General features: G+C 64.6%; 22 protein-coding genes and 1 pseudogene. 12 read left to right on the top strand and 11 right to left on the bottom strand.

Annotated features, from left to right (window positions below):
• From nikB to ACIP21_RS14670, 5 genes are all read left to right on the top strand, one after another.
• Nucleotides 1-942 carry a nickel ABC transporter permease subunit NikB gene (gene nikB, locus ACIP21_RS14650; RefSeq protein WP_400688560.1) on the top strand — a complete coding sequence of 314 codons (942 nt, stop codon included), beginning with the start codon at nt 1-3 and terminating at the stop codon, nt 940-942.
• Nucleotides 939-1784 (top strand): nickel ABC transporter permease subunit NikC, encoded by an 846-nt coding sequence (gene nikC, locus ACIP21_RS14655; protein ID WP_400688562.1) that lies wholly within the window; start codon nt 939-941, stop codon nt 1782-1784. Before nikB ends, nikC begins: the two co-directional genes overlap by 4 nt.
• Entirely contained in the window at nt 1785-2555 is a 771-nt protein-coding gene (gene nikD, locus ACIP21_RS14660) for a nickel import ATP-binding protein NikD (protein WP_400688564.1), read from the top strand.
• Entirely contained in the window at nt 2552-3352 is an 801-nt protein-coding gene (nikE, locus tag ACIP21_RS14665) for a nickel import ATP-binding protein NikE (RefSeq protein ID WP_400688565.1), read from the top strand. Before nikD ends, nikE begins: the two co-directional genes overlap by 4 nt.
• Nucleotides 3353-3533: 181 nt before the next feature.
• The gene (locus tag ACIP21_RS14670; protein WP_400688567.1) at nt 3534-3815 is read left to right on the top strand and encodes a hypothetical protein; all 282 of its coding nucleotides are present in this window, start codon (nt 3534-3536) and stop codon (nt 3813-3815) included.
• Between the two features lie 61 nt (nt 3816-3876).
• Here the strand turns inward: ACIP21_RS14670 and ACIP21_RS14675 are convergent, their stop codons facing one another.
• From ACIP21_RS14675 to ACIP21_RS14720, 10 genes are all read right to left on the bottom strand, one after another.
• The gene (locus ACIP21_RS14675; protein WP_400688569.1) at nt 3877-5277 is read right to left on the bottom strand and encodes a purine-cytosine permease family protein; all 1401 of its coding nucleotides are present in this window, start codon (nt 5275-5277) and stop codon (nt 3877-3879) included.
• The gene (locus tag ACIP21_RS14680) at nt 5274-5435 is read right to left on the bottom strand and encodes a hypothetical protein (protein WP_400688571.1); all 162 of its coding nucleotides are present in this window, start codon (nt 5433-5435) and stop codon (nt 5274-5276) included. The genes ACIP21_RS14675 and ACIP21_RS14680 overlap by 4 nt, the downstream gene beginning before the upstream one ends.
• An 8-nt stretch (nt 5436-5443) precedes the next feature.
• A complete protein-coding gene (locus ACIP21_RS14685; RefSeq protein WP_400688573.1) occupies nt 5444-5917 on the bottom strand; it encodes a thioesterase family protein in 474 nt (157 codons plus the stop codon).
• 31 nt (nt 5918-5948) lie between these two features.
• Nucleotides 5949-6902 (bottom strand): PDR/VanB family oxidoreductase, encoded by a 954-nt coding sequence (locus tag ACIP21_RS14690; protein WP_400688575.1) that lies wholly within the window; start codon nt 6900-6902, stop codon nt 5949-5951.
• A gap of 56 nt (nt 6903-6958) precedes the next feature.
• Complete coding sequence (locus tag ACIP21_RS14695) at nt 6959-7891, bottom strand: 3-hydroxyacyl-CoA dehydrogenase NAD-binding domain-containing protein (RefSeq protein WP_400688577.1); 933 nt, start codon at nt 7889-7891, stop codon at nt 6959-6961.
• 36 nt (nt 7892-7927) lie between these two features.
• Complete coding sequence (locus tag ACIP21_RS14700) at nt 7928-9349, bottom strand: aminobutyraldehyde dehydrogenase (RefSeq protein ID WP_400688579.1); 1422 nt, start codon at nt 9347-9349, stop codon at nt 7928-7930.
• Nucleotides 9350-9362: 13 nt separating this feature from the next.
• A complete protein-coding gene (locus ACIP21_RS14705; protein WP_400688581.1) occupies nt 9363-10292 on the bottom strand; it encodes a 3-keto-5-aminohexanoate cleavage protein in 930 nt (309 codons plus the stop codon).
• 50 nt (nt 10293-10342) lie between these two features.
• A complete protein-coding gene (locus ACIP21_RS14710) occupies nt 10343-11485 on the bottom strand; it encodes an SRPBCC family protein (RefSeq protein WP_400688583.1) in 1143 nt (380 codons plus the stop codon).
• A gap of 156 nt (nt 11486-11641) precedes the next feature.
• Nucleotides 11642-12643: a GlxA family transcriptional regulator gene (locus ACIP21_RS14715; RefSeq protein WP_400688585.1), complete on the bottom strand. Its 1002-nt coding sequence runs from the start codon at nt 12641-12643 to the stop codon at nt 11642-11644.
• A gap of 106 nt (nt 12644-12749) precedes the next feature.
• The gene (locus ACIP21_RS14720; protein ID WP_400688587.1) at nt 12750-13985 is read right to left on the bottom strand and encodes an aromatic ring-hydroxylating dioxygenase subunit alpha; all 1236 of its coding nucleotides are present in this window, start codon (nt 13983-13985) and stop codon (nt 12750-12752) included.
• 393 nt (nt 13986-14378) lie between these two features.
• On the opposite strand from ACIP21_RS14720, the gene ACIP21_RS14725 reads away from it, so the two are divergent.
• The 6 genes and pseudogenes from ACIP21_RS14725 to tatC all read left to right on the top strand — a co-directional run bounded on the left by ACIP21_RS14725 (nt 14379) and on the right by tatC (nt 19793).
• The gene (locus ACIP21_RS14725) at nt 14379-15392 is read left to right on the top strand and encodes a GlxA family transcriptional regulator (protein WP_400688589.1); all 1014 of its coding nucleotides are present in this window, start codon (nt 14379-14381) and stop codon (nt 15390-15392) included.
• Nucleotides 15393-15548: 156 nt separating this feature from the next.
• On the top strand, nt 15549-16910 hold the full coding sequence (locus ACIP21_RS14730) for an MFS transporter (RefSeq protein ID WP_400688591.1): 1362 nt from the start codon (nt 15549-15551) through the stop codon (nt 16908-16910).
• Between the two features lie 266 nt (nt 16911-17176).
• Entirely contained in the window at nt 17177-18499 is a 1323-nt protein-coding gene (locus ACIP21_RS14735) for an NAD(P)/FAD-dependent oxidoreductase (protein ID WP_400688719.1), read from the top strand.
• Nucleotides 18500-18558: 59 nt separating this feature from the next.
• Nucleotides 18559-18765 (top strand): twin-arginine translocase TatA/TatE family subunit, encoded by a 207-nt coding sequence (locus ACIP21_RS14740; RefSeq protein ID WP_400688593.1) that lies wholly within the window; start codon nt 18559-18561, stop codon nt 18763-18765.
• A 3-nt stretch (nt 18766-18768) separates the two neighbouring features.
• Nucleotides 18769-19020 (top strand): annotated as a pseudogene (gene tatB / locus ACIP21_RS14745) (Sec-independent protein translocase protein TatB); the annotation flags it as partial.
• A gap of 2 nt (nt 19021-19022) precedes the next feature.
• The gene (tatC, locus tag ACIP21_RS14750; protein ID WP_400688595.1) at nt 19023-19793 is read left to right on the top strand and encodes a twin-arginine translocase subunit TatC; all 771 of its coding nucleotides are present in this window, start codon (nt 19023-19025) and stop codon (nt 19791-19793) included.
• On the opposite strand, the gene ACIP21_RS14755 is transcribed toward tatC, so the two are convergent.
• On the bottom strand, nt 19790-20959 hold the full coding sequence (locus tag ACIP21_RS14755; protein ID WP_400688597.1) for a M20 aminoacylase family protein: 1170 nt from the start codon (nt 20957-20959) through the stop codon (nt 19790-19792). The genes tatC and ACIP21_RS14755 overlap by 4 nt on opposite strands.
• Nucleotides 20960-21120: 161 nt before the next feature.
• Here ACIP21_RS14755 and ACIP21_RS14760 point away from each other — a divergent pair, with 161 nt between their 5' ends.
• Entirely contained in the window at nt 21121-22020 is a 900-nt protein-coding gene (locus tag ACIP21_RS14760) for a LysR substrate-binding domain-containing protein (RefSeq protein WP_400688598.1), read from the top strand.
• Nucleotides 22021-22047 lie beyond the last annotated feature (27 nt).

The following is a 22047-nucleotide window of genomic DNA, read 5'->3' on the forward strand; positions in this document are numbered from 1 at the left end:
ATGCTGCGCGATATCCTTCTGCGCCTGGTGCTGCTGGTACCCGTGATGCTCGGTGTGTCGCTGCTGGTGTTCACGCTGCTGCACCTGGGCAGCACCGACCCGGCGCTGGATTACCTGCGCCTGTCGCACATTCCCCCCACCGATGCCGCCGTGGCCGAAGTCCGCCACGCCCTGGGCCTGGACCGGCCCTTGTACATCCAGTACCTGACCTGGCTGTGGAAGGCCCTGCACCTGGACTTCGGCACGTCCTACCTGACCGGCCGGCCGGTGCTCGACGACCTGCTCTACTACCTGCCGGCGACACTGCAGCTCGGTGGCCTGGCCCTGGCCTGCACCCTGCTGTTGTCCATTCCACTCGGGCTGCTGGCGGCACGCTGGCAAGGCCGTTGGCCCGATCACCTGGTGCGTGCGGTGACCTTCCTCGGTGTGTCGATGCCGAATTTCTGGCTGGCCTTTCTGTTGATCGCGCTGTTCTCGTTGTGGCTGGGCTGGCTACCGCCGCTGGGCCGGGGCACGCTCGGGCACCTGGTGATGCCGGTGCTGGCCATCGCGCTGATGTCGATGTCGATCAGCGCCCGCCTGCTGCGCGCCAGCCTGCTGGAGGCCAGCGGCCAGCGCCATGTCACCTATGCCCGCGCCCGCGGCCTGCCCGAGCGCCTGGTCTGGCGCGACCATGTGCTGCGCAATGCCTGGCTGCCCTTCGTCACGGCCACCGGCATGCAGGTCGGCGAGCTGATCGGGGGGGCGCTGGTGATCGAGACCATCTTCGCCTGGCCCGGCGTGGGGCGCTTCGCAGTCTCGGCAGTGCTCAACCGCGACTTCCCGGTCATGCAGTGCTTCACCCTGCTGCTGACCGGGCTGCTGATGGTCTGCAACCTGGTGGTGGACGTGTGCTACGCCTGGCTCGACCCACGCAGCCGGCTGCAAGGAGCCTGTGCATGATCGCGTCTGCCATCCATCGACGCCAGGCACTGCGCGGCCAGGCGGGGCTCGTGCTGGGGCTGCTACTGGTCGGCCTGCTGCTGGTCCTGGCGCTGTTCGGCCAATCGCTGGCACCCCACGACCCTGACCTGGTCGACCTCGGCCAACGCTTGCTGGCGCCCGACGCCAGCCACTGGCTGGGCACCGATCACCTCGGCCGGGACCTGCTGTCACGCCTGATCGTCGGCACCCGGCTGTCGCTGGGCAGCGTGATGCTGACCCTGGCCCTGGTGCTCGCCCTGGGGCTGCTGGTCGGAGGCGTGGCCGGCTTCGTCGGTGGGCGCACCGAGCTGCTGCTGATGCGCCTGTGCGACCTGTTCATGGCCTTCCCGACCCTGGTGCTGGCGTTTTTCTTCGTCGCCCTGCTCGGCACCGGTCTGAGCAACGTGATCATTGCCATCGCCCTGTCGCACTGGGCCTGGTATGCGCGCATGGTGCGCGGCATGGTGATCGCCCAGCGCGGGCGTGAATACATGCTGGCCGCGCGCCTGGCCGGGGCCTCGCGCTGGACGCGCCTGCGCCAGCATGTACTGCCCAACATCGCCGGCCCCCTGCTGGTACTGGCGACCATGGACATCGGCCACATGATGCTGCATGTCTCGGGCCTGTCGTTCCTCGGCCTGGGGGTCACTCCGCCCAGCGCCGAATGGGGGGTGATGATCAACGACGCCAAGGAATTCATCTGGACCCACCCGCAGCTGCTGTTGCTGCCGGGGTCGATGATCTTTTTCTCGGTCATGGCCTTCAACCTGCTGGGCGATGCACTGCGCGACCGCCTCGATCCGACCCAGGAGCATCACTAGATGAGCCCCTATTCCCTTGAAGCCCGCGGCCTGCGCATCGAATCCAGGACCGCTGCGCTGGTCCACGGCGTCGACCTGCAAGTGCGCCGTGGCGAAGTCTGCGCCCTGGTCGGCGCCAGTGGCTCGGGCAAGTCCCTGAGCTGCCTGGGCATGCTCGACCTGCTGCCGGCCGGCCTCAGGCTGACCCAGGGCCAATTGCTGCTCGACGGCCAGCCGCTCGCCGCCACACAGGTGCGCGGCCGCCTGGCCAGCCTGATCCTGCAAAACCCGCGCAGCGCCTTCAACCCGGTTCGCAACATGGCCGGCCATGGCCTGGAAACCCTGCGCCAGCGCGGCATCCGCGGCGCCGACGCCGAGGCGCGCATGGTCGACTGCCTGCAAGCGGCTGGCCTGCAGGACCCTGGCCGGGTGTTGCCGGCCTTTGCCTTCCAGCTCAGCGGCGGCATGCTGCAGCGCATGATGATCGCCCTGGCGCTGATGGCCGAGACGCCGTTCCTGCTGGCCGACGAGCCTACCAGTGACCTCGACGCCCTCAATCAGGCACGTTTTCTCGACCTGATCATGGAGCTGGTCGAACAGCATGGCCTGGGCGTGCTGCTGGTGACCCACGACATGGGCGTGGTGGCCCGCTGCGCCGACCAGGTGGTGGTGATGGACGCCGGCCAGGTTGTCGAGCGCGAGGCCGTTCACACGCTTTTCGAGCAGCCTGCCAGCGACACCGCGCGCACACTGCTGCAAGCCCACAGCACGCTCTGCGGGAGCCAGCCATGAGCCTGCTGCAGGTACACGGGCTCAGCCACGGCTATGCCACCGGCGGGCTGCTGCGCAGGCGCGGCTGGCTAGCGGTGCTAGACCGCATCGACCTGCAGTTGCAGGCAGGCGAATCGCTCGGTCTGCTGGGGCCCAGTGGCAGTGGCAAGAGCACCCTCGCCCGCCTGCTGCTGGGGCTGGAGACGCCCTCCCAGGGCGAGGTGGTTTTTGCCGGGGCGGCGGTCGACCAACTGCGGGGGGAGCGGGCAAGGCAATTCCAGCGCAACGTGCAGTTGGTGTTTCAGGACGCGCCCAGTGCATTCAACCCGCGGCGCAGCATTGGCTGGAGCATCGCCGAACCCTTGCGGCACCTGAGCGACCTGGATGCAGCGGCTCGCCGCGAGCGTACCGTCGAACTGCTGGAGCAGATGGGGCTGCGCGGCGAACATGCCGCACGCCTGCCGCACCAGCTCAGCGGTGGCCAACTGCAACGGGCCAACATCGCCCGGGCCCTGGCCCTCTCGCCCAGCCTGGTGATACTCGACGAAGCGCTGTCGAACCTGGACCGGGTCCTGCAGCTGCAATTGCTGCAACGGCTCGAGGCACTGCGGCGGGACAGCGGCACGGCTTTTTTGCTGATCACCCATGACTTGAGCCTGGTGCGTCACTTCTGCCAGCGGGTCGTGGTGCTCGATGCCGGGCGCATCGTCGAAGACCGCGTGGTGGACGCTGATCTGGCCTTCGAGCACCCCGCCGGGCAAGCGCTGCAAGCGGCCCTGTTGCCCGAGCGGCCGGTGAAGCGTCGGCAGCGTCTGTGAGATCGAGCGCCGCTTGCGCGGCGCTCGATCGATACCTCTGGCTTTTCGCTCGCTAAAGGTTTGCCCAAGGTTACTTAAAGCGTCTCGTCCGAAATGCAGAAAGCATTTGCAGCGCATTGAATTTCTGCCAAGTCACAGTTGAACACAGACCTTCCTGTGTCTGGACTTGAGGTAAGCGATCATGGCGAACAATCAAGACAAAGGTACGACCAATCCCCAAGCCGGCAAAACCGGCCAGCAAGGCGGCCATGGATCCGGCGGCGACATGGCCGGCAAGCACAAAGGCGGTGAGCAATCGGGACGGATGCCGGAAGACAAGATGAACAAGGACTGGGATGCAACCCGCGATACCGCCGGCCGGCAAGGAGAAAACGCCCGCGACAAGCAAACGCCCGACAAGTCGGGCGCCATGGGCGGCAAGCCCGCCAGCGACCATCAGCAGCACAAGGACAAAGACCGCTGATAAGGTCGCTGGACGTTCATGACTGATCCAACCGCTGGTGCACGTTGGCAGCCTCGAGCTGCTAGCGTGCGCTCGTGACACCCCCTCCGCCTGTCTCGAGCGGCTTTCGACGCCCTGACAAGGCCTGCCCCCTGTGCAGGATCAGGTAAAGCAGGCCCGCCAGTGCCAGGCCTGCGATCCAGCTGATGTCTGCGCCTATGCGCTGGGCCAGGTAGCCTTCGAAGAACGAGAACTTCATGAACGGCACGGTGCCGATAATCGAGACGCCATAGACGATCAGGGTGCCCCTGTTCCAACGGCCATATCGACCCTGCGCATCGTAGAGGTCGTCGATGCTGTAGCGACCGCGTTGCACCAGGTAGTAATCCACCAGGTTGATCGCACTCCAGGGGATCAGAAGATAGAGCTGGCCGACCAGGATATCGGCAAAGAACCTGTCGAAGTGATATTGCGTGTGCACGGCAATGGCACAGGCCAGCACCGTGAGCAACGCCATGAGCAAGGTCTTGCTGCCCTGTCGAACCTGCTGCAGCCTGGCGAAGCCACTGAAAATCGTGGTGGTGGACATGTAGGCGCTGTAGAGGCACAACACGTTGTACTGGACCACGCCAAGCGCGACTACCAGCAACGCCGCTCTCGCCCACGGGCCGAACAGGCTGGCGACGGCGGTCCCGGGGTCGACCTGGAGTGCGGCAGGCACCACGGCGGCCAGCGTCGCCCCCAATGCCATCATGCCCAGGGAGCCCAGCGCGCAGCCAAAATAGGTGGTCCAGAAGGTATCCCGGGTGCGCACATCGGCCGGCAGGTAGCGGGAATAATCCGCCACATACGGACCGTAGCCCAGCGTCCAGGAAGCCGCCTGGGCGATCACCAGGTTGAAGACCGGCATCGAAAAACCGCCCGCGTCCACCTGGGCGGTCGCGGACACGCCCGCTCGCACCAGCAGCACGACCAGGGCGGAGCCGAACACCACCGAGGACAACAGGCTCATCCATGCGCCCAGGCGGTGGATGAGCTCGTAGCCGACAACGCCGATGATCATCGTCAGCACGCCGACGATCACGATGGCCTGGTCGTCACTGACCGGCAACAGGGCTTTCAACGGGTCACGCAGCAACACCCCGCTGGCGGCCATGAACAGCACGGCAGCCGTGACCATCACCAGCAACGGAATGGCGGCGCCGAAGACACCGAACTGGGCGCGGCTCTGGATCATCTGTGGCACGCCCAGATGTGGCCCTTGCGCCGAGTGGGCCGCCATGAACAGGGTGCCCAGCAGGCAGCCGACGACCAACCCTGCAAGCGTCCACATCAGGCTCAGCCCCGAAGCCACGCCCAATGTGCCGACCATCAAGGCGGTCACCTGCAGGTTGGAGCTGAACCACACCGTGAACAGCCGCCTTGGCCTGCCGTAGCGCTCGCTGTGCGGCACGAACTCGATACTTCGCGTCTCGATTCTCATGGCGCCACCTGCGCGTTGACGCCAGGGATCAAGGTAAAACGGAAGATGACGGGCAATGCATGTTTCATGACGCAGGTCCTCTCTATGGCAGCCATGGGAAGCGGCGGTTTGTTGTTGTTCAGAGGCAACGCAGTCTTGTTGTTTTCGGGCAGCAGCAACGGCTGCTTCAGCGCCGAATGCCAATCACACGCCCGCAGTATCCGGGGCGTGGTAGCGCCCGGTGAGCGCAGAAGATCGCGCTGATCTTCGCCTCGACGGCCGTGGCGAACTTCGCCCCGCGCCCGGTTTCACCGGCGATGTTCATCAGCATCTGTTCGCTGGCAGCCAACAGCTCGCCATCCCTGGGCCGGTACAGGTGATGGACGATGTGCAGCCGTTTGCCGTCATGGTCGATCACCTGGGTAAACACCTGCACCTGTTCCCCCAGCCGGGTCTCGCTCAGGTAATTGACATGGGCTTCGAGCGTGTACAGCGTATGGCCGTGGATCGCGCGGCCGCGCGTGTCAAGGCCGATATGGTCCATCAAGGCATCGGTCGCATGGCTGAACAGCAGGCAGTAGAAGGCATCACGCAGGTGCCCGTTGTAATCGATCCAGTCTTCGACGATGGTGGCCTGGTGAATCAGTAGCAGGTCGTTCACGGCTATGTCCTTGCACAAGTCGGGGGGCGGTTCAGAGATCGAGCACGAGGTTTTCTGAACGCGAGCGGGAGACGCAGATCATCATCACGTCGTTGTTGTTGCGCTCCGCGGCTGTCAGCACGCTGTCGCGATGCTCGGGAATACCCTCCAGCACGCAGATTTCGCACGAGGCGCAGGTGCCTTCCCGGCAAGAACTTTCCACACGAAGGCCATTGGCCTCGAGGACCTCAAGGATGCTTTTGTCCGCGGGTACTTCAAGCGACCTGCCGCTGCGGGCGAGCTGGACAGTGAAGGCTTTGTCCGCCCCCGAAGCCGTGGGCTGCCGGGGCGTGAACCATTCGAAATGCACCTGCCCATCGGGGAAGCCGCTGGCCGCGGCCTCGACAGCAAGCATCAACGGGGTCGGCCCGCAGGTGTAGATGTGAACATTGGCCGGTTGCCTGGCGATCGCGGCCGCGATGTCGAACAAGCCACCGGCCTCATCGTCGGCATGCAAGGTGACCCGGTCGCCAAACCCGCCAAGCGTTTCGAGAAAGGCTGCACGCTGACGATTGCGCACCAGATAGAACAGGTGCCAGGGACGCCCGTTGGCCTCGCACCACTGGATCATCGACCACACCGGCGTGATACCGATGCCGCCAGCGAAGAACACCAACTGCGGCGCGTCTTCTTGCAGTGGAAAATGGTTGCGCGGCGGGCTGACCTTCAGCGTGTCGCCCACCTTCAGCGATCGATGCACGTGCCGGGAACCACCCCGACTGCTGGGCGACAGGCCCACGCCCAGGCAATAGCGGTGAGTCTCCCGGGCGTCATTGCACAGGGAATATTGGCGAACGATGTTGCCAGGCAAATGCAGCTCGACATGCGCGCCGGGCTTGAACGGTGGCAGCGCTTGGCCAGTGGTTGAGCGCAGTTCGATGACCATGACGCCCTTGGCTTCGGCGGTCAGGTCGGTTATCTGCAGGTTCAGGACTTCATCAGGCATGGCTAACCTCACGCACGGCTAACTGGCCCGAGACGCTGCACGCCTCGGGCCCGGACTCAACGGCGCCGCAGCGGCGCGGTTGCCTTCAACATCTGAGTGATCAGCTGGTCCCGATCGCTCGCCAGTGATGCCCAGCTGCTGGCGCCGGCTTCCTGAGCGACGCCCTCGACCAGCAAGGCGGCCGTCTGTGCATCCAGCCGGGGGTCACCCAGGTCATCCCACCAGCCGTTGAAGCTGTCGCCGTACTTCTGGCAAAAGGCACTCAGGCCTTGCGCCCCACCGCCCAGGTGGAACAGCAGGGTTGGCCCCATGGCCGCCCAGCGCAACCCCGGCCCGGCCCACACCGCCTTGTCGACGTCCTCGACGCTGGCGACGCCGCTCTTGACCAGGTGAATGGCTTCGCGCCACAGCGCGGCTTGCAGGCGGTTGGCGACATGCCCCTTCACCTCACGGTTGACCCGGATGGTCACCTTGCCGACCAGTGCATAGAACCGTTCGGCCTGCTCGACCACGCCCGCAGCGGTCTTGTCGTTGCCCATGACCTCGACCAGCGGGATCAGGTGTGGCGGGTTGAACGGATGGCCGAGAATGAAGTGCGACGGGTTCTTCCACCCCGCCTGCATCTCGCCCAGGCGCAGGCCGGAAGCGGACGAAGCGACGATGGCGCCTGGCTTGAGGGCCGCTTCCAGCCGGGCGAAGAGTTCATGCTTGACTGCAATGCGCTCCGGCACGCTTTCCTGCACGAAGTCGGCATGCTGCACGGCGCTCGCCACATCGTCATGGAAACTCAGTTGGCCCGGCTCGGCATTCACCAGGCCCAGCTCGCGCAGGGTCGGCCAGGCATTGTCGATGTAGCTGCGCACATCGGCTTGCTGGGTCGGTGACGGATCATGCACCGCGACGTTGCGCCCCGACGCCAGGAACAGTGCAGCCCAGCTGGCACCGATCACCCCGGCGCCGATTACCGCGACATTGTGGAATTCACTCATCAGTAGAACCTCGGTTTTGAAGGGAAAGCCTGGCACTCAATGGTGCGCGAGCATGACGTGGCGAATGCTGGTGTAGGCGTCGAGGGCAAACACCGACATGTCGCAACCGTGGCCTGAACCTTTCATCGCGGCCCAGGGCATTTCCGGCGTGGCGACGCCGTGGGTATTGACCCAGGTAAAGCCGTAGCGAAGCCGGCTGCTGGCCGCCATGGCGCGGCCACTGTCACGGGTCCAGAGCGACGAGGCCAAGCCATAGCGGCTGGCATTGACGATCGCCACCGGGTCCTGGTCCGGCGTGAAGCGCGACAGCGAGATCACTGGGCCGAATAGCTCCTGGGTGGCGATTTCCGCGTGGTGGTCGACATCGGCCACCACGGTCGGGCTATAGAAGAACCCGCCGCCAGGCTGCGCCATGCCCCCGCTGACCACCTCGGCACAGGCGCGGGCACGCTCGACGAACCCCGCCACCCGTTGCCGGTGCAGCTCGCTCACCAGCGGCCCCATTTCCGTCCCGCTCGCCCGCGGCGCGCCGACCTTGATCGACGCGGCTGCCTCGGCCAGGGCGCAGACGACGCGCTCGTAGACCTTGCTGGCGACCAGCACCCGGCAGGGTTGGGCGCAGTCCTGGCCGGCATTGAAGAACGCCGTGGCGCGCAAGGTGGCGACCAGCTTGTCGATATCGGCGTCTTCGTAGACGATCACCGGCGCCTTGCCGCCCAGCTCGACATGCACCTGGCGCATCTGCTGCGCCGCGGCGCGCATGGCCGCGCTGCCGGTAGCCGGCGAGCCGGTGATGCTCACGGCTTCGATGCCGTCGGCATTGATCAGCCGGGCCCCCAGGGTGCTGCCGACCCCGTGCACGATGTTGACGACCCCCTTGGGCAGCACATCGGCCAGCAGCTGCCCCAGCCGCAGGGTCGACAGCGGGGTCAGCTCGGAGGGCTTGAGCACCACGCTGCAGCCGGCGGCCAGCGGCGCCGCCAGCTTCCAGGCCGCCATCATCAGCGGGTAGTTCCACGGCGCGATGGCCGCCACCGGGCCGATCGGGTCGCGCCGGATCAGGCTGGTATGCCCAGCCACGTACTCGCCGGCCGCCACGCCGGCCAGGGTGCGCGCCGCACCGGCAAAGAAGCGGAAGGTGTCGAGGGTCAGCGGCATCTCGTCTTCGAGCGCCGATGGCCAGGGCTTGCCGACATTCTGGCTTTCCAGTGCGGCGAGTGCTTCGGCGTGTTGCCCGACCACCTCGGCAATGTCCAGCAGCAGCCCGGCCCGCTGCGCCGGGGTGGTTTTCGAGTAACCCTCGAAGGCTTCCCGGGCGCCGCGCACGGCAGCGTCCAGTTGCGCCTCGTCGGCCTGGCCGACGCTGGTGATTGCCTCCCCGGTGGACGGGTCGATGACCGCCAGGGGGGCAGCGGCGCCTTCGACGAGCTCGCCGTTGATCAATAGTCTGGTATGCATGGCGTATCCCCACTCACAGGGTGATCTTGTCGCGACCTTTCAAGCCCAGGCGCGCCCGGGCTTCTTCAGGCGTGGCCACCTCGAGCCCAAGGTGCTCGACGATCGAACGGATCTTCAGCACCTGCTCGGCATTGCTCCTGGCCTTCTCGCCGGCGCCGATGAACAGGCTGTCTTCCAGGCCCACCCGGACGTTGCCGCCGAGCATCGCCGCCTGGGTGGCAAATGCCATCTGGTGCTTGCCCGCCGCCAGCACCGACCACTCGTAGTCCTTGCCGAACAGCTTCTGCGCCACGCTGTGCATGTGCATCAGGTTGTCCGGGTCCGCACCCACGCCACCGAGCACGCCGAACACGATCTGGATCAGGAACGGTGGCTTGACCCAGCCCTGGTCGATGATCCACGCCAGGTTGTACAGGTGCCCGAGGTCGTAGCATTCGAACTCGAAACGGGTGCCGTGGCCGTCGCCCAGTTCCTTGACGATGTACTCGATGTCGGCAAAGGTGTTGCGGAAAATGAAGTCGCGGGTGCTGTCGAGAAAAGCCGGCTCCCAGTCATGCTTCCAGTTGGCGTACTTGGCCTTCATCGGGAAGATGCCGAAGTTCATCGAACCCACGTTCAGCGACGCCATTTCCGGGCTGACCGCCAGGGCGGCACGCAGGCGCTCTTCGCGGGTCATGCCCAGGCCCCCGCCGGTGGATACGTTCAGCACCGCGTCGCTCTGGCGGTGGATCTGCCCCATGAAGTCCTGGAACAGCTCAGGACGAGGGTCGGGCTTGCCGGTTTCAGGGTTGCGGGCATGCAAGTGGATGATCGAGGCGCCGGCCTTGGCCGCTTCGATCGACGAATCGGCGATCTGCTGCGGGGTGATCGGCAGGTACTCGGACATGGTCGGGGTGTGCACGCCACCGGTGGTGGCGCAGGTGATGATGACGGACTTTGGCATGGCAAGGCTCGCGGTTCAGGGGATGGATTCGGGCGGCAGGCCGCCGCTGCTCAGGGCTTCACGGAGCGTGCGTAAGCGTCGAGCACCAGGCCGTGGAAGTGGTGCAAGGCATGCTCGGACTTGCCCGAGCCATTGGGGTCGGTGACGATGCGGCCCTGGTCGAAGGCCGGGGTCTGCATGCCGCGCTGGACGTTCTCGACCAGGGCGATGTCCTCCACCTGCAGCACTTCGTCCAGGTAACGAATGGCTTCTTTTTCCATGTCGTCCGGCTCGGGCGATTCCAGGAAGAAGTCATAGGTTTCGAAGGTGCGGTCCGGCCCCATGGGCACGATGTTGAGCACGATCATCGAGCTGCGCCCGGGGTAGCGCATCAGGCAGGTGTTGGGCCACAGCCACCAGACGGCGTGGGTGCGCACGCTGGCCTTGGACACGTCGTAGGCCGAGTTCTGGCCTTTGCCGGCTTCGGCCATGTGGCTGGAATAGATGCCGTGGGTCTGCACCTTGTAGGTGTCCATGTCGACCAGGGTGCAGAAGTCCTTGTGCGCGGTCGGGCAGTGGTAGCACTCGAGGAAGTTGTCGACCACGTTCTTCCAGTTGGACTTGATCTCGTAGGTCAGGCGGTGGGCGAAGGTGAGCCTGTCGATGTCTGGCGCCCAGTGCTGTATTTCCCTGGCCAGGTCGCCGGACTGCGCGTGCAGGGGCGCAGCCAGCGGGTCCAGGTTGACGTAGACGAAGCCACAGAACTCCTCGACCTGCACCGGCGTCAGGTGGATCTGTTCCTTGTTGAAGTCTTTCAAGCCGCCCACGTGCGGCGCCGCGACCAGGTTGCCGTTCAGGCCGTAGCACCAGGAGTGGTAAGGGCAGACGATGCGGCGGGTCTTGCCCTCACCTTGCAGCACCGGGTGGGCACGGTGCTTGCAGACGTTGTAGAACGCCCGCAGGCTGCCGTCCTGGTCACGTACCACGGCGATCGGGTGCCCGGCGATGTCGACGGTGGTGTAGCTGCCCGCTTCGCGGACCTTCTCGACGTGACACACCCACTGCCAGCTTTTCGCCAGGATGGCCTGCTGGTCGAGACGGAACCATTGCGGTTCGACATACGCTTCGGCACGCAGCGACTGGGACAGCAAAGGATCCGGGTGGTAGCCCTGTTTGATCGATTCGAATTGGCGAGGATGCAGCAACTCAGACATATCAACGGCCCTTTTATTATTCCGGGCAAGGTGTCCTGCCCGTTCTGTGGGGTTGATGATGGTCTGGGGCCGAGTGGTTAAATGTGCAAAATCCGCCGTATTTTATGCTTTTCAGGACATTGTCGTTTTTGAGCAAGTGTCACCTGGAAACGACCGTCATGGCCGCGCCATGCCGCGCTGGTGCATCGGCCAGGCGCGGTAATCGAACGGCACCCTGCCCTCCTGGCGGTCCTGGCGTGGAGTCAGGCCGAAGCGTTCGCGGTAGGCACGGCAGAAATGCGACTGGTTGGGGAAGCCCGAAGCGACGCCGACCTTGGTCAGCGCCAGGTCGGTCTGGGTAACCAGACCCCGCGCCCGGTCCAGGCGGATATCGCGGTAGTACAGCGCCGGGCTCTTGTGCACCACCTGGCGGAACAGGCGATCGAGCTGGCGCTGGGAGATGCCCACCTGTTCGCACAGCGCCGGAATGCCGATGACCTCCTCCAGGTGCCGCTCCATCAGCTTGATCGCCTGGCGCACCGGCACCGGGATGGTATGCCCCAGCGGCTGTTGCGCCTCCGGGTTCTGCTGGGCACTGCCGGGGCGGAACTGCTGATGAAACACATAGCGCGCCGCCTCATTGGCCAAGGTCTCGCCGTGCAGGTTGCGAATCAGCTGCAACGCGGTGTCGGTCGCTGCCGCGCCGCCGCAACAGGTGATGCGCTGCTGGTCGAACACATACAGGTCTTCGACGATGCTGACATCGGCATACAGCTCCTGCAGCGCATCGATGTGCTCGTAGTGCGCGGTGGCCCGCCGCCCCTTGAGCAACCCCGCTTCGGCCAGCAGGAATGTGCCGGTATCCAGCCCGCCGAGCAGGCAACCCCTGCTCGCCCAAGCCCTGAGTACACCCTGCAGGTAACTGCTGTGGTGCCTTTCCGGGGCCCAGCTGCACGACAGCATCACCAGGTCCCAGGCCTGCTCCCGCAGGTTGGCCAGCGACTGGGTAAACAGGTCCATGCCGTTGGAGGCGCGGATACCCCCGCCCTCGACCGAAGCGAAGGCCCATTGGAAGCGGCTTTCGCCACTGAGGTAGTTGGCGGCCCGGAACGGGTCGACGAAGGCGGTGGTGGCGGCGGCGTTGAAGTCGGGGAAGACGATGACCAGAAAGTTGAACACGGCGGCCTCGATCAGCGATTGGAGCAGCGATGATAAGGCAACAATAACGGGTAGGAGCGAGTCTTGCTCGCGATGCGCCGCGTGAGCGGCGCTCGTTCTCAATGCATCAACCTACCGATTTCAACTGCGGGCGCCCTTCAAGGCGCTCCAGCATCGTCGAGCAGTACCAGTCATCGAACTGGCAGACACCATTTTCGGCGTTCTCCGAGAACGGACCTGGCTCGTAGCTCGGCGAGGAAACACCGGCGTGGGTCCCTTCCACCAGGCGCCGATCCTGGTCGTTGGTGGCGATCCAGACCTTGGTGAGGCGCTCCAGGTCATAGTCGACGCCCTCCACCGCAGACTCAGGCACCAGCCACTTGGTGGTGACCAGGGTCTCGCCCGGGCCAATCGGCAACACGCGGAAACTCAGTGCGTGGTCGCCGAGGAAGTGGTTCCAGGTCGACGGGTAGTTGAAGTACAGCAGCGCACCAATGTCCGCCTCGCCGCTCTTGTCCAGCCGCCCCGCCACTGCCGGCTTGCCATCCATCGTGTAGCTGACCGCGCCGGCGGACAGTGGAATACGGGTCATGCGGAAGCGCCCGAGCGGGTCCATGTTCAGGCGGCTTGGCATGCCCGCCGCTTCACAGCGGTCCCAGTGGGCCACCAGCTCTGGATCGTCGTCACCGCCCACGCCTTGCACCGACAGGTTCTCGACGAAGGAGTTGAGCAGTTCCGGATGGGTACCGTCGCAGTGGTAGCACTCACGGTTGTTTTCGAACACCAGCTTCCAGTTGCCCTTCTCGATCAGGTTCGACTCGAAGGCGACCTTGGCGTTTTCCAGGAAGTGCGGCGCGATGAAGGGGCTGACGGCCGCGCGGAAGCTGGAGAAATCAGGGGCTTTTTCGGCGACGCAGACATAGATGTAGGTGTGCACCACTTCGACATGAACAGTCTTCAGGCCGTAGTTGGCGCGGTCGAAGTCCGGGCCCATGTTGCCGGCGTAGATCAGGTTGCCATCGAGCTCGAACGTCCACTTGTGATAAGGGCACACCAGCTTGGCCACTTTGCCGCTGGCGTGCTCGCAGACCTTGGCGCCACGATGGCGGCAGGCGTTGTGGAAGGCGCGCACCTCGCCATCCTTGCCGCGCACCACGGCTACCGGGTAGTCGCCGATCTGCAGGGTGAAATACTGGCCCGCCTTGGGGATTTCGAACGAATGCCCGGCGAACACCCAGTCCTTGTGCCAGATGTGCTCGAGGTCCTGGCGATACACCTCAGGATCGAGATAAAGCTGACGCGGCAAAACATGGCGCGGCTTGCGCTGCTTGATCAGGCCAATCACGGCTTCGTTGCTGTTCATTATTATCCTCCACGCACCTGAGCGCCGTATTGCCTGGTGCCATTTTTGAGTACCACGGTGTCTGGATCATCGTGCCTTGGCGACAAGTAGCCTATCGTCCTTGACCCCATCCAGCGCGAGTGACACCCATACTACGCAGTGCCCATGATTTTTCATCGGCATAAAAATTCCATGTCGCATAACTTGAAGTCATGCGAACACTTACTTAACTTTCACACTGGACAGCCGCCAACAGAGGGCCGTATGTTAGAAAAACACCTTGGCCATCAAGTGTCATACGCTCGCTCTTATTCGCACTCGCAAGTCGTGCATTGAACCGATAACAAAACGTTATCCAAAACGCCTGGAAACATGAGTGGGTCAAGCATCTGGCTTGGGCTGCTGGGTGCCCCGATGAATACAACTACAAGAACATTCAGTCGTACGTTCGCAGACCGCAACCTGGGCTTCATCAGCCAGGCGCAAACCGAACGCAAGACCTCCAGGGTAGGCTTTCTCCTGCTCGAGCACTTCTCGTTGCCGTGCTTCACCCAGGCACTGGATGTGCTGGTCACGGCAAACCTGATCGCGCCGGGCGCCGTTCGCGTTCATACCTTCAGCCATGACCACGGCGAAGTCATCAGCGACCTGGGCATCCCCGTCAGGCCGGACACGCCGCTGACCGACATTCGCCTGTCCGACCTCGACCTCATGGTGATCTGCGGCGGCTTGCGTGCGGCCAGGACGGTACCGAGCTGGTTATCGGCGCTGCTGCGGAAAATCGCCAGGCTCCCCATCGCCCTCGGCGGCCTGTGGAACGGTGCCTGGTACCTGGCTGACGCCGGGCTGCTGGATGGCTATCGCTGCGCCATCCACGCCGAGCAACGCACGGCGCTGGCCGAACGCGCGCCCCATGCCAACGTCTGCCATGAGCCCTCGGTGTTCGACAGGAACCGGATGACCTCGGCCACGCCCAACGGTGCCTTCGACATGATGATTCACTGGCTGGCCCATGGCGCCGGCCTGCAGCTCGCAGATGCGGTGCTGGACAGGCTCGACGCCGACCAGAGCAAGCACCGCAGCGTCCAGAGGCCGCAGCAGCCCAAGGTCAGCAAGCCGTTGCGCGAAGTCATTGCACTGATGGAGTCGAACCTTGAAGAGCCGCTGAGCCCAGGGCAACTTGCCGACGTCGTCGGGCTGTCGGTGCGCCAGGTCCAGCGGCTGTTCAAGGACCAGTTGAACACCACCCCGCAGAAGTATTACTTCCAACTAAGGATTACCGAGGCGCGGCGGCTTATACAAAACTCCAGCGCCTCGATCTTCGATGTTTCCATCGCCTGCGGCTTCGTTTCCTGCACGCACTTCAGCAGGTCCTACAGCGCCTTCTTCGGGCACCCGCCATCCAAAGAAATTCGCTATGAAATCTGAGCGGTAGCCCGAATACCGCAATGCCTTGTGATTCGACGCGCTGTATTGGCGCGTCATGAGCGTGGTTGCGCTCACTGCCTGCCTTGAACCGTCCAATGACAAAAAAAACGTGGAGATGCAATTGTGTCCAAGCATGCGTTACCGCCTGTAAAGGCCATGTCCGATAAACAACGAAAGTTCATCACGAAACTCACCCTGCTGATTGCTGGGGGCATGTTGATCGATGGTTTCATCCTCGGCGCCATCGGCATCGTCATGCCGGCCATCAGCAACGACTTGCAACTTTCCCTGGCCTGGCAGGGGCTGATCGGCGCCTCCGCCCTCATCGGCATTTTCCTCGGCGGGCCACTGGGTGGCTTGCTGGCCGACAAGATTGGCCGCAAGCCCATGTTCACCATCGACCTGGCGATATTCCTGGTGGGCTCGGTTCTGCAATTTTTCGTGACCGAGGCCTGGCAACTGTTTGCCGTGCGCCTGGTGATGGGGGTCGCCATTGGCGCCGACTACGCCATCGGCTGGCCGCTGCTGGCCGAGTTCGCGCCGGCGCGCCTGCGTGGCAAGCTGCTCTGCCTGCAGGAGGTTGGCTGGTATGTCGGCTACCTGGCGTCATATGCCATCGGCTGGGTACTGACGGTTTCCGACAGCGCCAACTGGAACGTCATCCTCGGGCTGAGCACCGTGCCGACCGTGATCGTGCTGCTGGCCCGGCTGGGCACACCGGAGTCGCCGCGCTGGCTGATGAGCAAAGGGCGAACCGAGGAAGCGCTGGCCCTGGCCGAACAGTACATGGCGGCGGATGAGCGAACGGACCTGGGAACCAAACCGCAAGGCAAGCCACTGGGTTTCGCCAGCCTGTTTTCCCCGGCATACGCCAAGGCGACGATTTTCGTCTCGGTGTTCTGGATCTGCCTGGTGACGCCGTACTTTGCAATCGGCACCTTCGTCCCCACCGTGCTCGAGCACCTCGGCCTCGAAGACGGCCTGACCGGGGGGCTGGCCATCAACGCCATCGCCGTGGGCGGCACGCTCATCGCCGTACTGCTGATCGAAAAGGTCGGGCGTCGCCAGCTGGCGATTCCACCGTTCGCCATCGCTACCCTCGCCCTGTTCGTGGTGGCCTTTTTCTGGAACGTATCGCCGCTGGTGACCGTGGGCTGTTTCCTGGTGTTTTCCCTGGCCAACGCCATTTCCACAACCCTCACCGGCGTGTATCCGGGCGAGGTGTTCCCGACTGAAATCCGCGGCGTCGGGGTCGGCTTCGCGACCGCAGCCTCACGCGTCGGCGCAGCGGCAGGCACCTTCCTCCTGCCGCTGTGCGTGCAAGCCTACGGCATCACCACAACCGTGCTGATTGCCGGGGGGATCAGCCTTTTCGGGGTCATCGTCACCTACTTCCTGGCCCCGGAGACCAAGGGCAAGCTGCTGAGCGAAACGTCTGCACCAGCGCCTGGGCACTCTCGTGCCCGTTTGACCCAGACCTCTGCAGCCCGGCGACACTTTGAAGCAGGGGCAGATTGACGCACCTCCATCTCGATCATACAATCTGTATACACACTGTATTTCGCTAGTGAGAATCAGTGCGTTTCACCGATTCGGCCCGGTCGTCCGGCGAATGCTGGCGCCAGGGCGTTGCAGTCGGCCGCAGACACCTTTGATTGAGATGGATGTAAATGGCAGTTACCCGCAGGAAAGTACTTATTGGGGCCGGCGTCGGCGCAGGTGTGGTTGCAGCCGGTGGCGCAGCCACGCTGCTCAACGACGGCATCCCGGCCGACCCGGCCTCGCTGGTGCGCGTCGATGCGCTGCCACGCGACGATTCGTCCCCAGGCTGGTTCCACACCAGCCGCGTGCGCCAGCCCAAGGCGCCATTGATCGGCGACGACCAGGCACCGTGGGTGGTGATCGGTGGCGGCTTCACCGGCCTTGCCGCCGCACGCCAGCTGGCCCTGAACTTCCCGCAGGACAAGGTGATCCTGGTCGAAGCCCAGCAGGTCGGCTTCGGTACCTCGGGCCGTAACGCCGGCTTCCTGATCGACGTGCCCCACGACATCGGTGCACCGGACTACATCGGCGACAAGACCAACGCCAAGAACATCCTGCACCTGAACCAGCGTGGCCAGGGCATCCTTCGCGACCTGGTCGAACAGCACAACATCGTCGACGCCCACCTGCGCCACTCCGGCAAATACCAGGCTGCCATCGAGGACAAGGGCATCGCGGTACTCAACGCCTACCGTGGCGGCCTCGAAGCCCTGGGCGAGAAGGTCGAGCTGATCGAAGGCAACGAGCTGAAGGACCGCATCGGCACCTCGTTCTACCGCAAGGCGCTGTACACTCCGGGCACCATGCTGGTGCAGCCCTCGGCACTGGTCAAAGGCCTGGCCGACAGCCTGCCGGAGAACGTCACCCTGTACGAAGACACGGTGATCACCGCCGTCGACTATGGCCAGCAGATCGTCCTGCATCACCCGACCGGCCGCATCACTGCGGGCAAGCTGATCCTGGGCAACAACCACTTCGGCCAGCACTTCGGCTTCCTGCAGAACCGCATGCTGCCGATCTTCACCTACGGCAGCCTGACCCGTCCGCTGACCGCGGCCGAACAGGCCAGCATCGGTGGCCAGGAATTCTGGGGCGTGATCCCGGCCGACCCGTTCGGCTCCACCCTGCGCCGTACCCACGACAACCGCATCCTGGTGCGCAACAGCTTCAGCTTCAACCCGGATGGCCGCTCCAAGGATGGCTACACCGACAAGGTCCGTGCCGCCCACCGCCTGTCGTTCGAGCGCCGCTTCCCGACCCTCACCGAGGTGCCGTTCGAGCACACCTGGGGCGGTGGCCTGGGCATGACCCGCAACGGTGCCGGCTTCTTCGGCGAACTGCGCGAGAACGTCTACGGCGCACTGGCCTGCAACGGCCTGGGCACCGTGCGCGGCACCGCCACCGGCACCCTGCTGGCCAACATGCTGGCAGGCAAGATGGAGCCACTGACCGAGTTCCTGCTGTCCGCACCCAAGCCTAACTGGAACCCGCCACAGCCGGTGCTGTCGATGGGCGTCAACTTCACCCTGCGCACCGGCCAGGCGAAAGCTGGCCTGGAAGCCTGACCCGACAGGCTGGCGCCGCGCGCGCCAGCCTTCTTCCTTTTTCACAAGCAGAGAACACCATGGGCATTTTTGATTGGAAACACTGGATCGTCCTGCTGGGCGTCGTGGTCCTGGTCTTCGGCACCAAGAAGCTGAAGAACTTCGGCGGCGACCTGGGCGAATCGATCAAGGGCTTTCGCAAAGCCATGAGCGAAGATGAGCACTCGCCCAACCCCGCCACTGCACAGCCGGTACAGAACAGTGCACAACAGCAGCAGAACGTCTGAAGCATGTTCGGAATCAGCTTCAGCGAACTGCTGCTCGTCGGCCTGGTCGCCTTGCTGGTGCTCGGCCCTGAGCGCCTGCCGGGCGCCGCACGTACCGCCGGGCTGTGGATCGGCCGCCTGAAACGCAGCTTCAACGCCATCAAGGCCGAGGTCGAACGCGAACTCGGTGCCGACGATATCCGTCGCCAGCTGCACGACGAGCATCTGTTGCAACCCCCCACCACCGCGCCCGAACCGCCTCAACCGCCGCGAGCCCCATGAGCGAAAACCCGCAACACGACCAGCCTATGCCGCTGGTCTCGCACCTGACCGAACTGCGTACCCGTCTGCTGCGCTGCGTGGCGGTCATCTTCGTGATCTTTGCCGGGCTGTTCTCCTTCGCCCAGCAGATCTACACCCTGGTCTCGGCGCCCCTGCGCGATCACCTGCCGGCCAACGCGACGATGATCGCCACCGACGTGGCCTCGCCGTTCCTGACGCCGTTCAAGCTGACCATGATCGTCTCGCTGTTCCTGGCCATCCCGTTCATCCTCCAGCAGATCTGGGGCTTCATCGCGCCCGGGCTGTACCGCCAGGAAAAACGCATCGCAGTGCCGCTGCTGGTGTCGAGCATCCTGCTGTTCTACGCAGGCATGGCCTTCGCCTACTTCCTGGTGTTCCCGCTGATGTTCAGTTTCTTCGCCGCCGCCACCCCGGCCGGCGTGGCCATGATGACCGACATCGCAAATTACCTCGATTTCGTCATGACCCTGTTCTTCGCCTTCGGCGTCGCCTTCGAGATCCCGGTGGCGGTGGTGCTGCTGGTGTGGATCGGCGTGGTCGACGTGAAGTACCTGAAAAGGATCCGCCCGTACGTGATCATCGGCTGCTTCGTGGTCGGCATGATCCTCACGCCACCGGACATCTTCTCCCAGACCCTGCTCGCCGTGCCCATGTGGCTGCTGTTCGAGATCGGCGTGCTGTGCGGCGGGCTGATTCGCCAGCGCGGCGCCGCTGACGACCGTCGATGCCTGACGGCGACGCGCTAGGCCAGCCAGCCCTGTACCAGCCTTACCCAGAAGCTGGCACCGACGGCCAGGATCTGGTCGTTGAAGTCGTAGCCCGGGTTATGCACCATGCACCCGCCCCGGCTGCCAGTGCCATTGCCGATATAGGCATAGCAGCCGGGTACCTGTTCGAGCATGTAGGCGAAATCCTCGCTGCCCATCACCGGCCGGAATTGCGCGTCCACTCGCGCATCGCCCAGCAGGTCGCGCGCGATAGCGGCGGCGAACTCGGTCATGCGTCGGTCGTTGACCAGTACCGGGTAGCCACGGTCGTAGCGGATATCGGCCTGCAGCCCGAAGCCTTGCGCCTGGCCTGCGACCAGCGCGCGGATGCGCTGTTCGACCCGCTGCCGTACCTCGGCGTCCAGCGTGCGCACCGACAGGCGCATCTCGACCTGTTCGGGGATGATGTTGAACGCCTCGCCCGCCTGCACGCTACCGACCGAAATCACCGCGGCATCGAGGGGGTCGACATCACGCCCGACGATCGTCTGCAACGCCAGGATAATGGCGCCTGCCGCCGGCATCGGGTCACGCGCACGGTGGGGAAACGCACCGTGGCCGCCCTCGCCACGCAAGGTGACGGTGACGTTGTCGGAGGACGCCGTCATCGGCCCCTCGCAGAACGCCATGTCCCCCGCCGCGAGGCCTGGCATGTTGTGCAGGGCGAAGACCGCATCGCACGGGAACCTGTCGAACAGGCCATCATCCATCATCGCCCTGGCGCCGCCAAAGCCCTCCTCGGCCGGTTGGAAAATCAGGTTCAAGGTCCCCTCGAAGCCACCCGCCTGCGCCAGGTAGCGGGCCGCGCAGAGCAACATGGCGGTATGGCCATCATGCCCGCAGGCGTGCATCTTGCCCGGGTTCACGCTGGCATAGGGCAGGCCGGTATTCTCTGTCAGCGGCAATGCATCCATGTCCGCGCGCAGGCCCAGGGTGCGCGCCCCGCTGCCCGATCGCAGCACGCCGACCACACCGGTGCCGCCCAGGCCTCGATGGACTTCGTAGCCCCATTCGGTGAGGCACTCGGCGACCAGGTCGCTGGTCACGGTTTCCTCGAAGGCAAGTTCGGGACAGGCATGAATGCGTCGGCGCAACGCGATCGACTCGGCTGCGATGGCAGCGATGCCGGGCAGAACAGGGGACATGGTGTTTCCTCATGGGGCAGTTGTTGTGTGACAGCAGCCTATCGCCCATGGCCGCCGCTCATAAGCCAATCAATGGTGGCGGTGTTCACCGCGGATTGCCGCTGGGCAGCCAGCGGCGCAGCACCGATAATCCGCTCCCCCGTCGAGGCAATGGACCATCCATGAAGTACCACCAGCTCAAAGCCTTCGTCACCGTTGTCGAGGAAGGCAGCATTCGCGCGGCAGCACGGCATCTGCACCTGTCACCGGCGGCACTGACCAAGGCCATCAAGGAGCTCGAGCACGTCCTGGGCGTTTCGCTGATCGTGCGCACGACGCGGGGCGTGCAGTTGACCACGGTCGGCCAGCAGCTCAACGTCCGCGCCCGGCTCATCGTCGCCGAAATGCAGCGTGCCCGCGAAGACGTCGAACAGGCGCGCGACGGGGCCGTCGGCTCGCTGGCCGCAGCCATCACCCCGGCGACGGCCCTGACCATCCTGCCGGAAGCCTTCGCTGCGTTCCGCCGGCGCTTCCCGGCAGCGCGGGTCAACATCAGCGAGGGCTTTCCAGGCACCGCGTTACGCCAATTGCAGGACGGCACGCTCGACTTCGCCGTGCTGGCGATGGGCACCGACGCCATCGCCGACGCGTTCGAACACACCGAGCTCTACCAGAGCGAGCTGGTGGTGGTCGCACGCCACGGGCACCCGCTGGCACAGGCAACGCAACTGGCCGACCTGGTCGATGCCGACTGGCTGCTGAACCTGGCGCCGGACAGCTCGGCCCAGGTGCTGTTCGACGTCTTCCACCAACAGGGTCTGCCGATTCCGACGCGTATCGTCGAGTGCCTGAGCTACGGCGTCTCCCACGGCCTGGTCCAGGGCTCCGACCTGATCACGGCGATGCCGCGCCAGTTGCTGGACTTCAAGTGGCAGAGCTCGGTGTCGGTACTGCCCCTTGCCCACGCCATCCCGCCCATCTCGATGCAGATCATCACCCGGCGCAACAGCCCGCCTACCCCGGCGGCCAGCCTGTTGATCGATTGCCTGCGCGACGCTGCCAGAAGACGGCGGCTTGCCTGAGCCGCCCGCCCGCAGGTGGCAAACCAC

This window comes from Pseudomonas sp. NPDC089401 (assembly GCF_044749485.1).
Lineage (GTDB): Bacteria > Pseudomonadota > Gammaproteobacteria > Pseudomonadales > Pseudomonadaceae > Aquipseudomonas.

Excerpts from the sequence above, each read along its gene's own strand:
- nikB (WP_400688560.1), top strand. The coding sequence starts at position 1 with ATGCTGCGCGATATCCTTCTGCGCCTGGTGCTGCTGGTACCCGTGATG.
- nikC (WP_400688562.1), top strand. The coding sequence starts at position 939 with ATGATCGCGTCTGCCATCCATCGACGCCAGGCACTGCGCGGCCAGGCG.
- nikD (WP_400688564.1), top strand. The coding sequence starts at position 1,785 with ATGAGCCCCTATTCCCTTGAAGCCCGCGGCCTGCGCATCGAATCCAGG.
- nikE (WP_400688565.1), top strand. The coding sequence starts at position 2,552 with ATGAGCCTGCTGCAGGTACACGGGCTCAGCCACGGCTATGCCACCGGC.
- ACIP21_RS14670 (WP_400688567.1), top strand. The coding sequence starts at position 3,534 with ATGGCGAACAATCAAGACAAAGGTACGACCAATCCCCAAGCCGGCAAA.
- ACIP21_RS14675 (WP_400688569.1), bottom strand. The coding sequence starts at position 5,277 with ATGAGAATCGAGACGCGAAGTATCGAGTTCGTGCCGCACAGCGAGCGC.
- ACIP21_RS14690 (WP_400688575.1), bottom strand. The coding sequence starts at position 6,902 with ATGCCTGATGAAGTCCTGAACCTGCAGATAACCGACCTGACCGCCGAA.
- ACIP21_RS14695 (WP_400688577.1), bottom strand. The coding sequence starts at position 7,891 with ATGAGTGAATTCCACAATGTCGCGGTAATCGGCGCCGGGGTGATCGGT.
- ACIP21_RS14700 (WP_400688579.1), bottom strand. The coding sequence starts at position 9,349 with ATGCATACCAGACTATTGATCAACGGCGAGCTCGTCGAAGGCGCCGCT.
- ACIP21_RS14705 (WP_400688581.1), bottom strand. The coding sequence starts at position 10,292 with ATGCCAAAGTCCGTCATCATCACCTGCGCCACCACCGGTGGCGTGCAC.
- ACIP21_RS14710 (WP_400688583.1), bottom strand. The coding sequence starts at position 11,485 with ATGTCTGAGTTGCTGCATCCTCGCCAATTCGAATCGATCAAACAGGGC.
- ACIP21_RS14720 (WP_400688587.1), bottom strand. The coding sequence starts at position 13,985 with ATGAACAGCAACGAAGCCGTGATTGGCCTGATCAAGCAGCGCAAGCCG.
- ACIP21_RS14725 (WP_400688589.1), top strand. The coding sequence starts at position 14,379 with ATGAATACAACTACAAGAACATTCAGTCGTACGTTCGCAGACCGCAAC.
- ACIP21_RS14730 (WP_400688591.1), top strand. The coding sequence starts at position 15,549 with ATGTCCGATAAACAACGAAAGTTCATCACGAAACTCACCCTGCTGATT.
- ACIP21_RS14740 (WP_400688593.1), top strand. The coding sequence starts at position 18,559 with ATGGGCATTTTTGATTGGAAACACTGGATCGTCCTGCTGGGCGTCGTG.
- tatC (WP_400688595.1), top strand. The coding sequence starts at position 19,023 with ATGAGCGAAAACCCGCAACACGACCAGCCTATGCCGCTGGTCTCGCAC.
- ACIP21_RS14755 (WP_400688597.1), bottom strand. The coding sequence starts at position 20,959 with ATGTCCCCTGTTCTGCCCGGCATCGCTGCCATCGCAGCCGAGTCGATC.
- ACIP21_RS14760 (WP_400688598.1), top strand. The coding sequence starts at position 21,121 with ATGAAGTACCACCAGCTCAAAGCCTTCGTCACCGTTGTCGAGGAAGGC.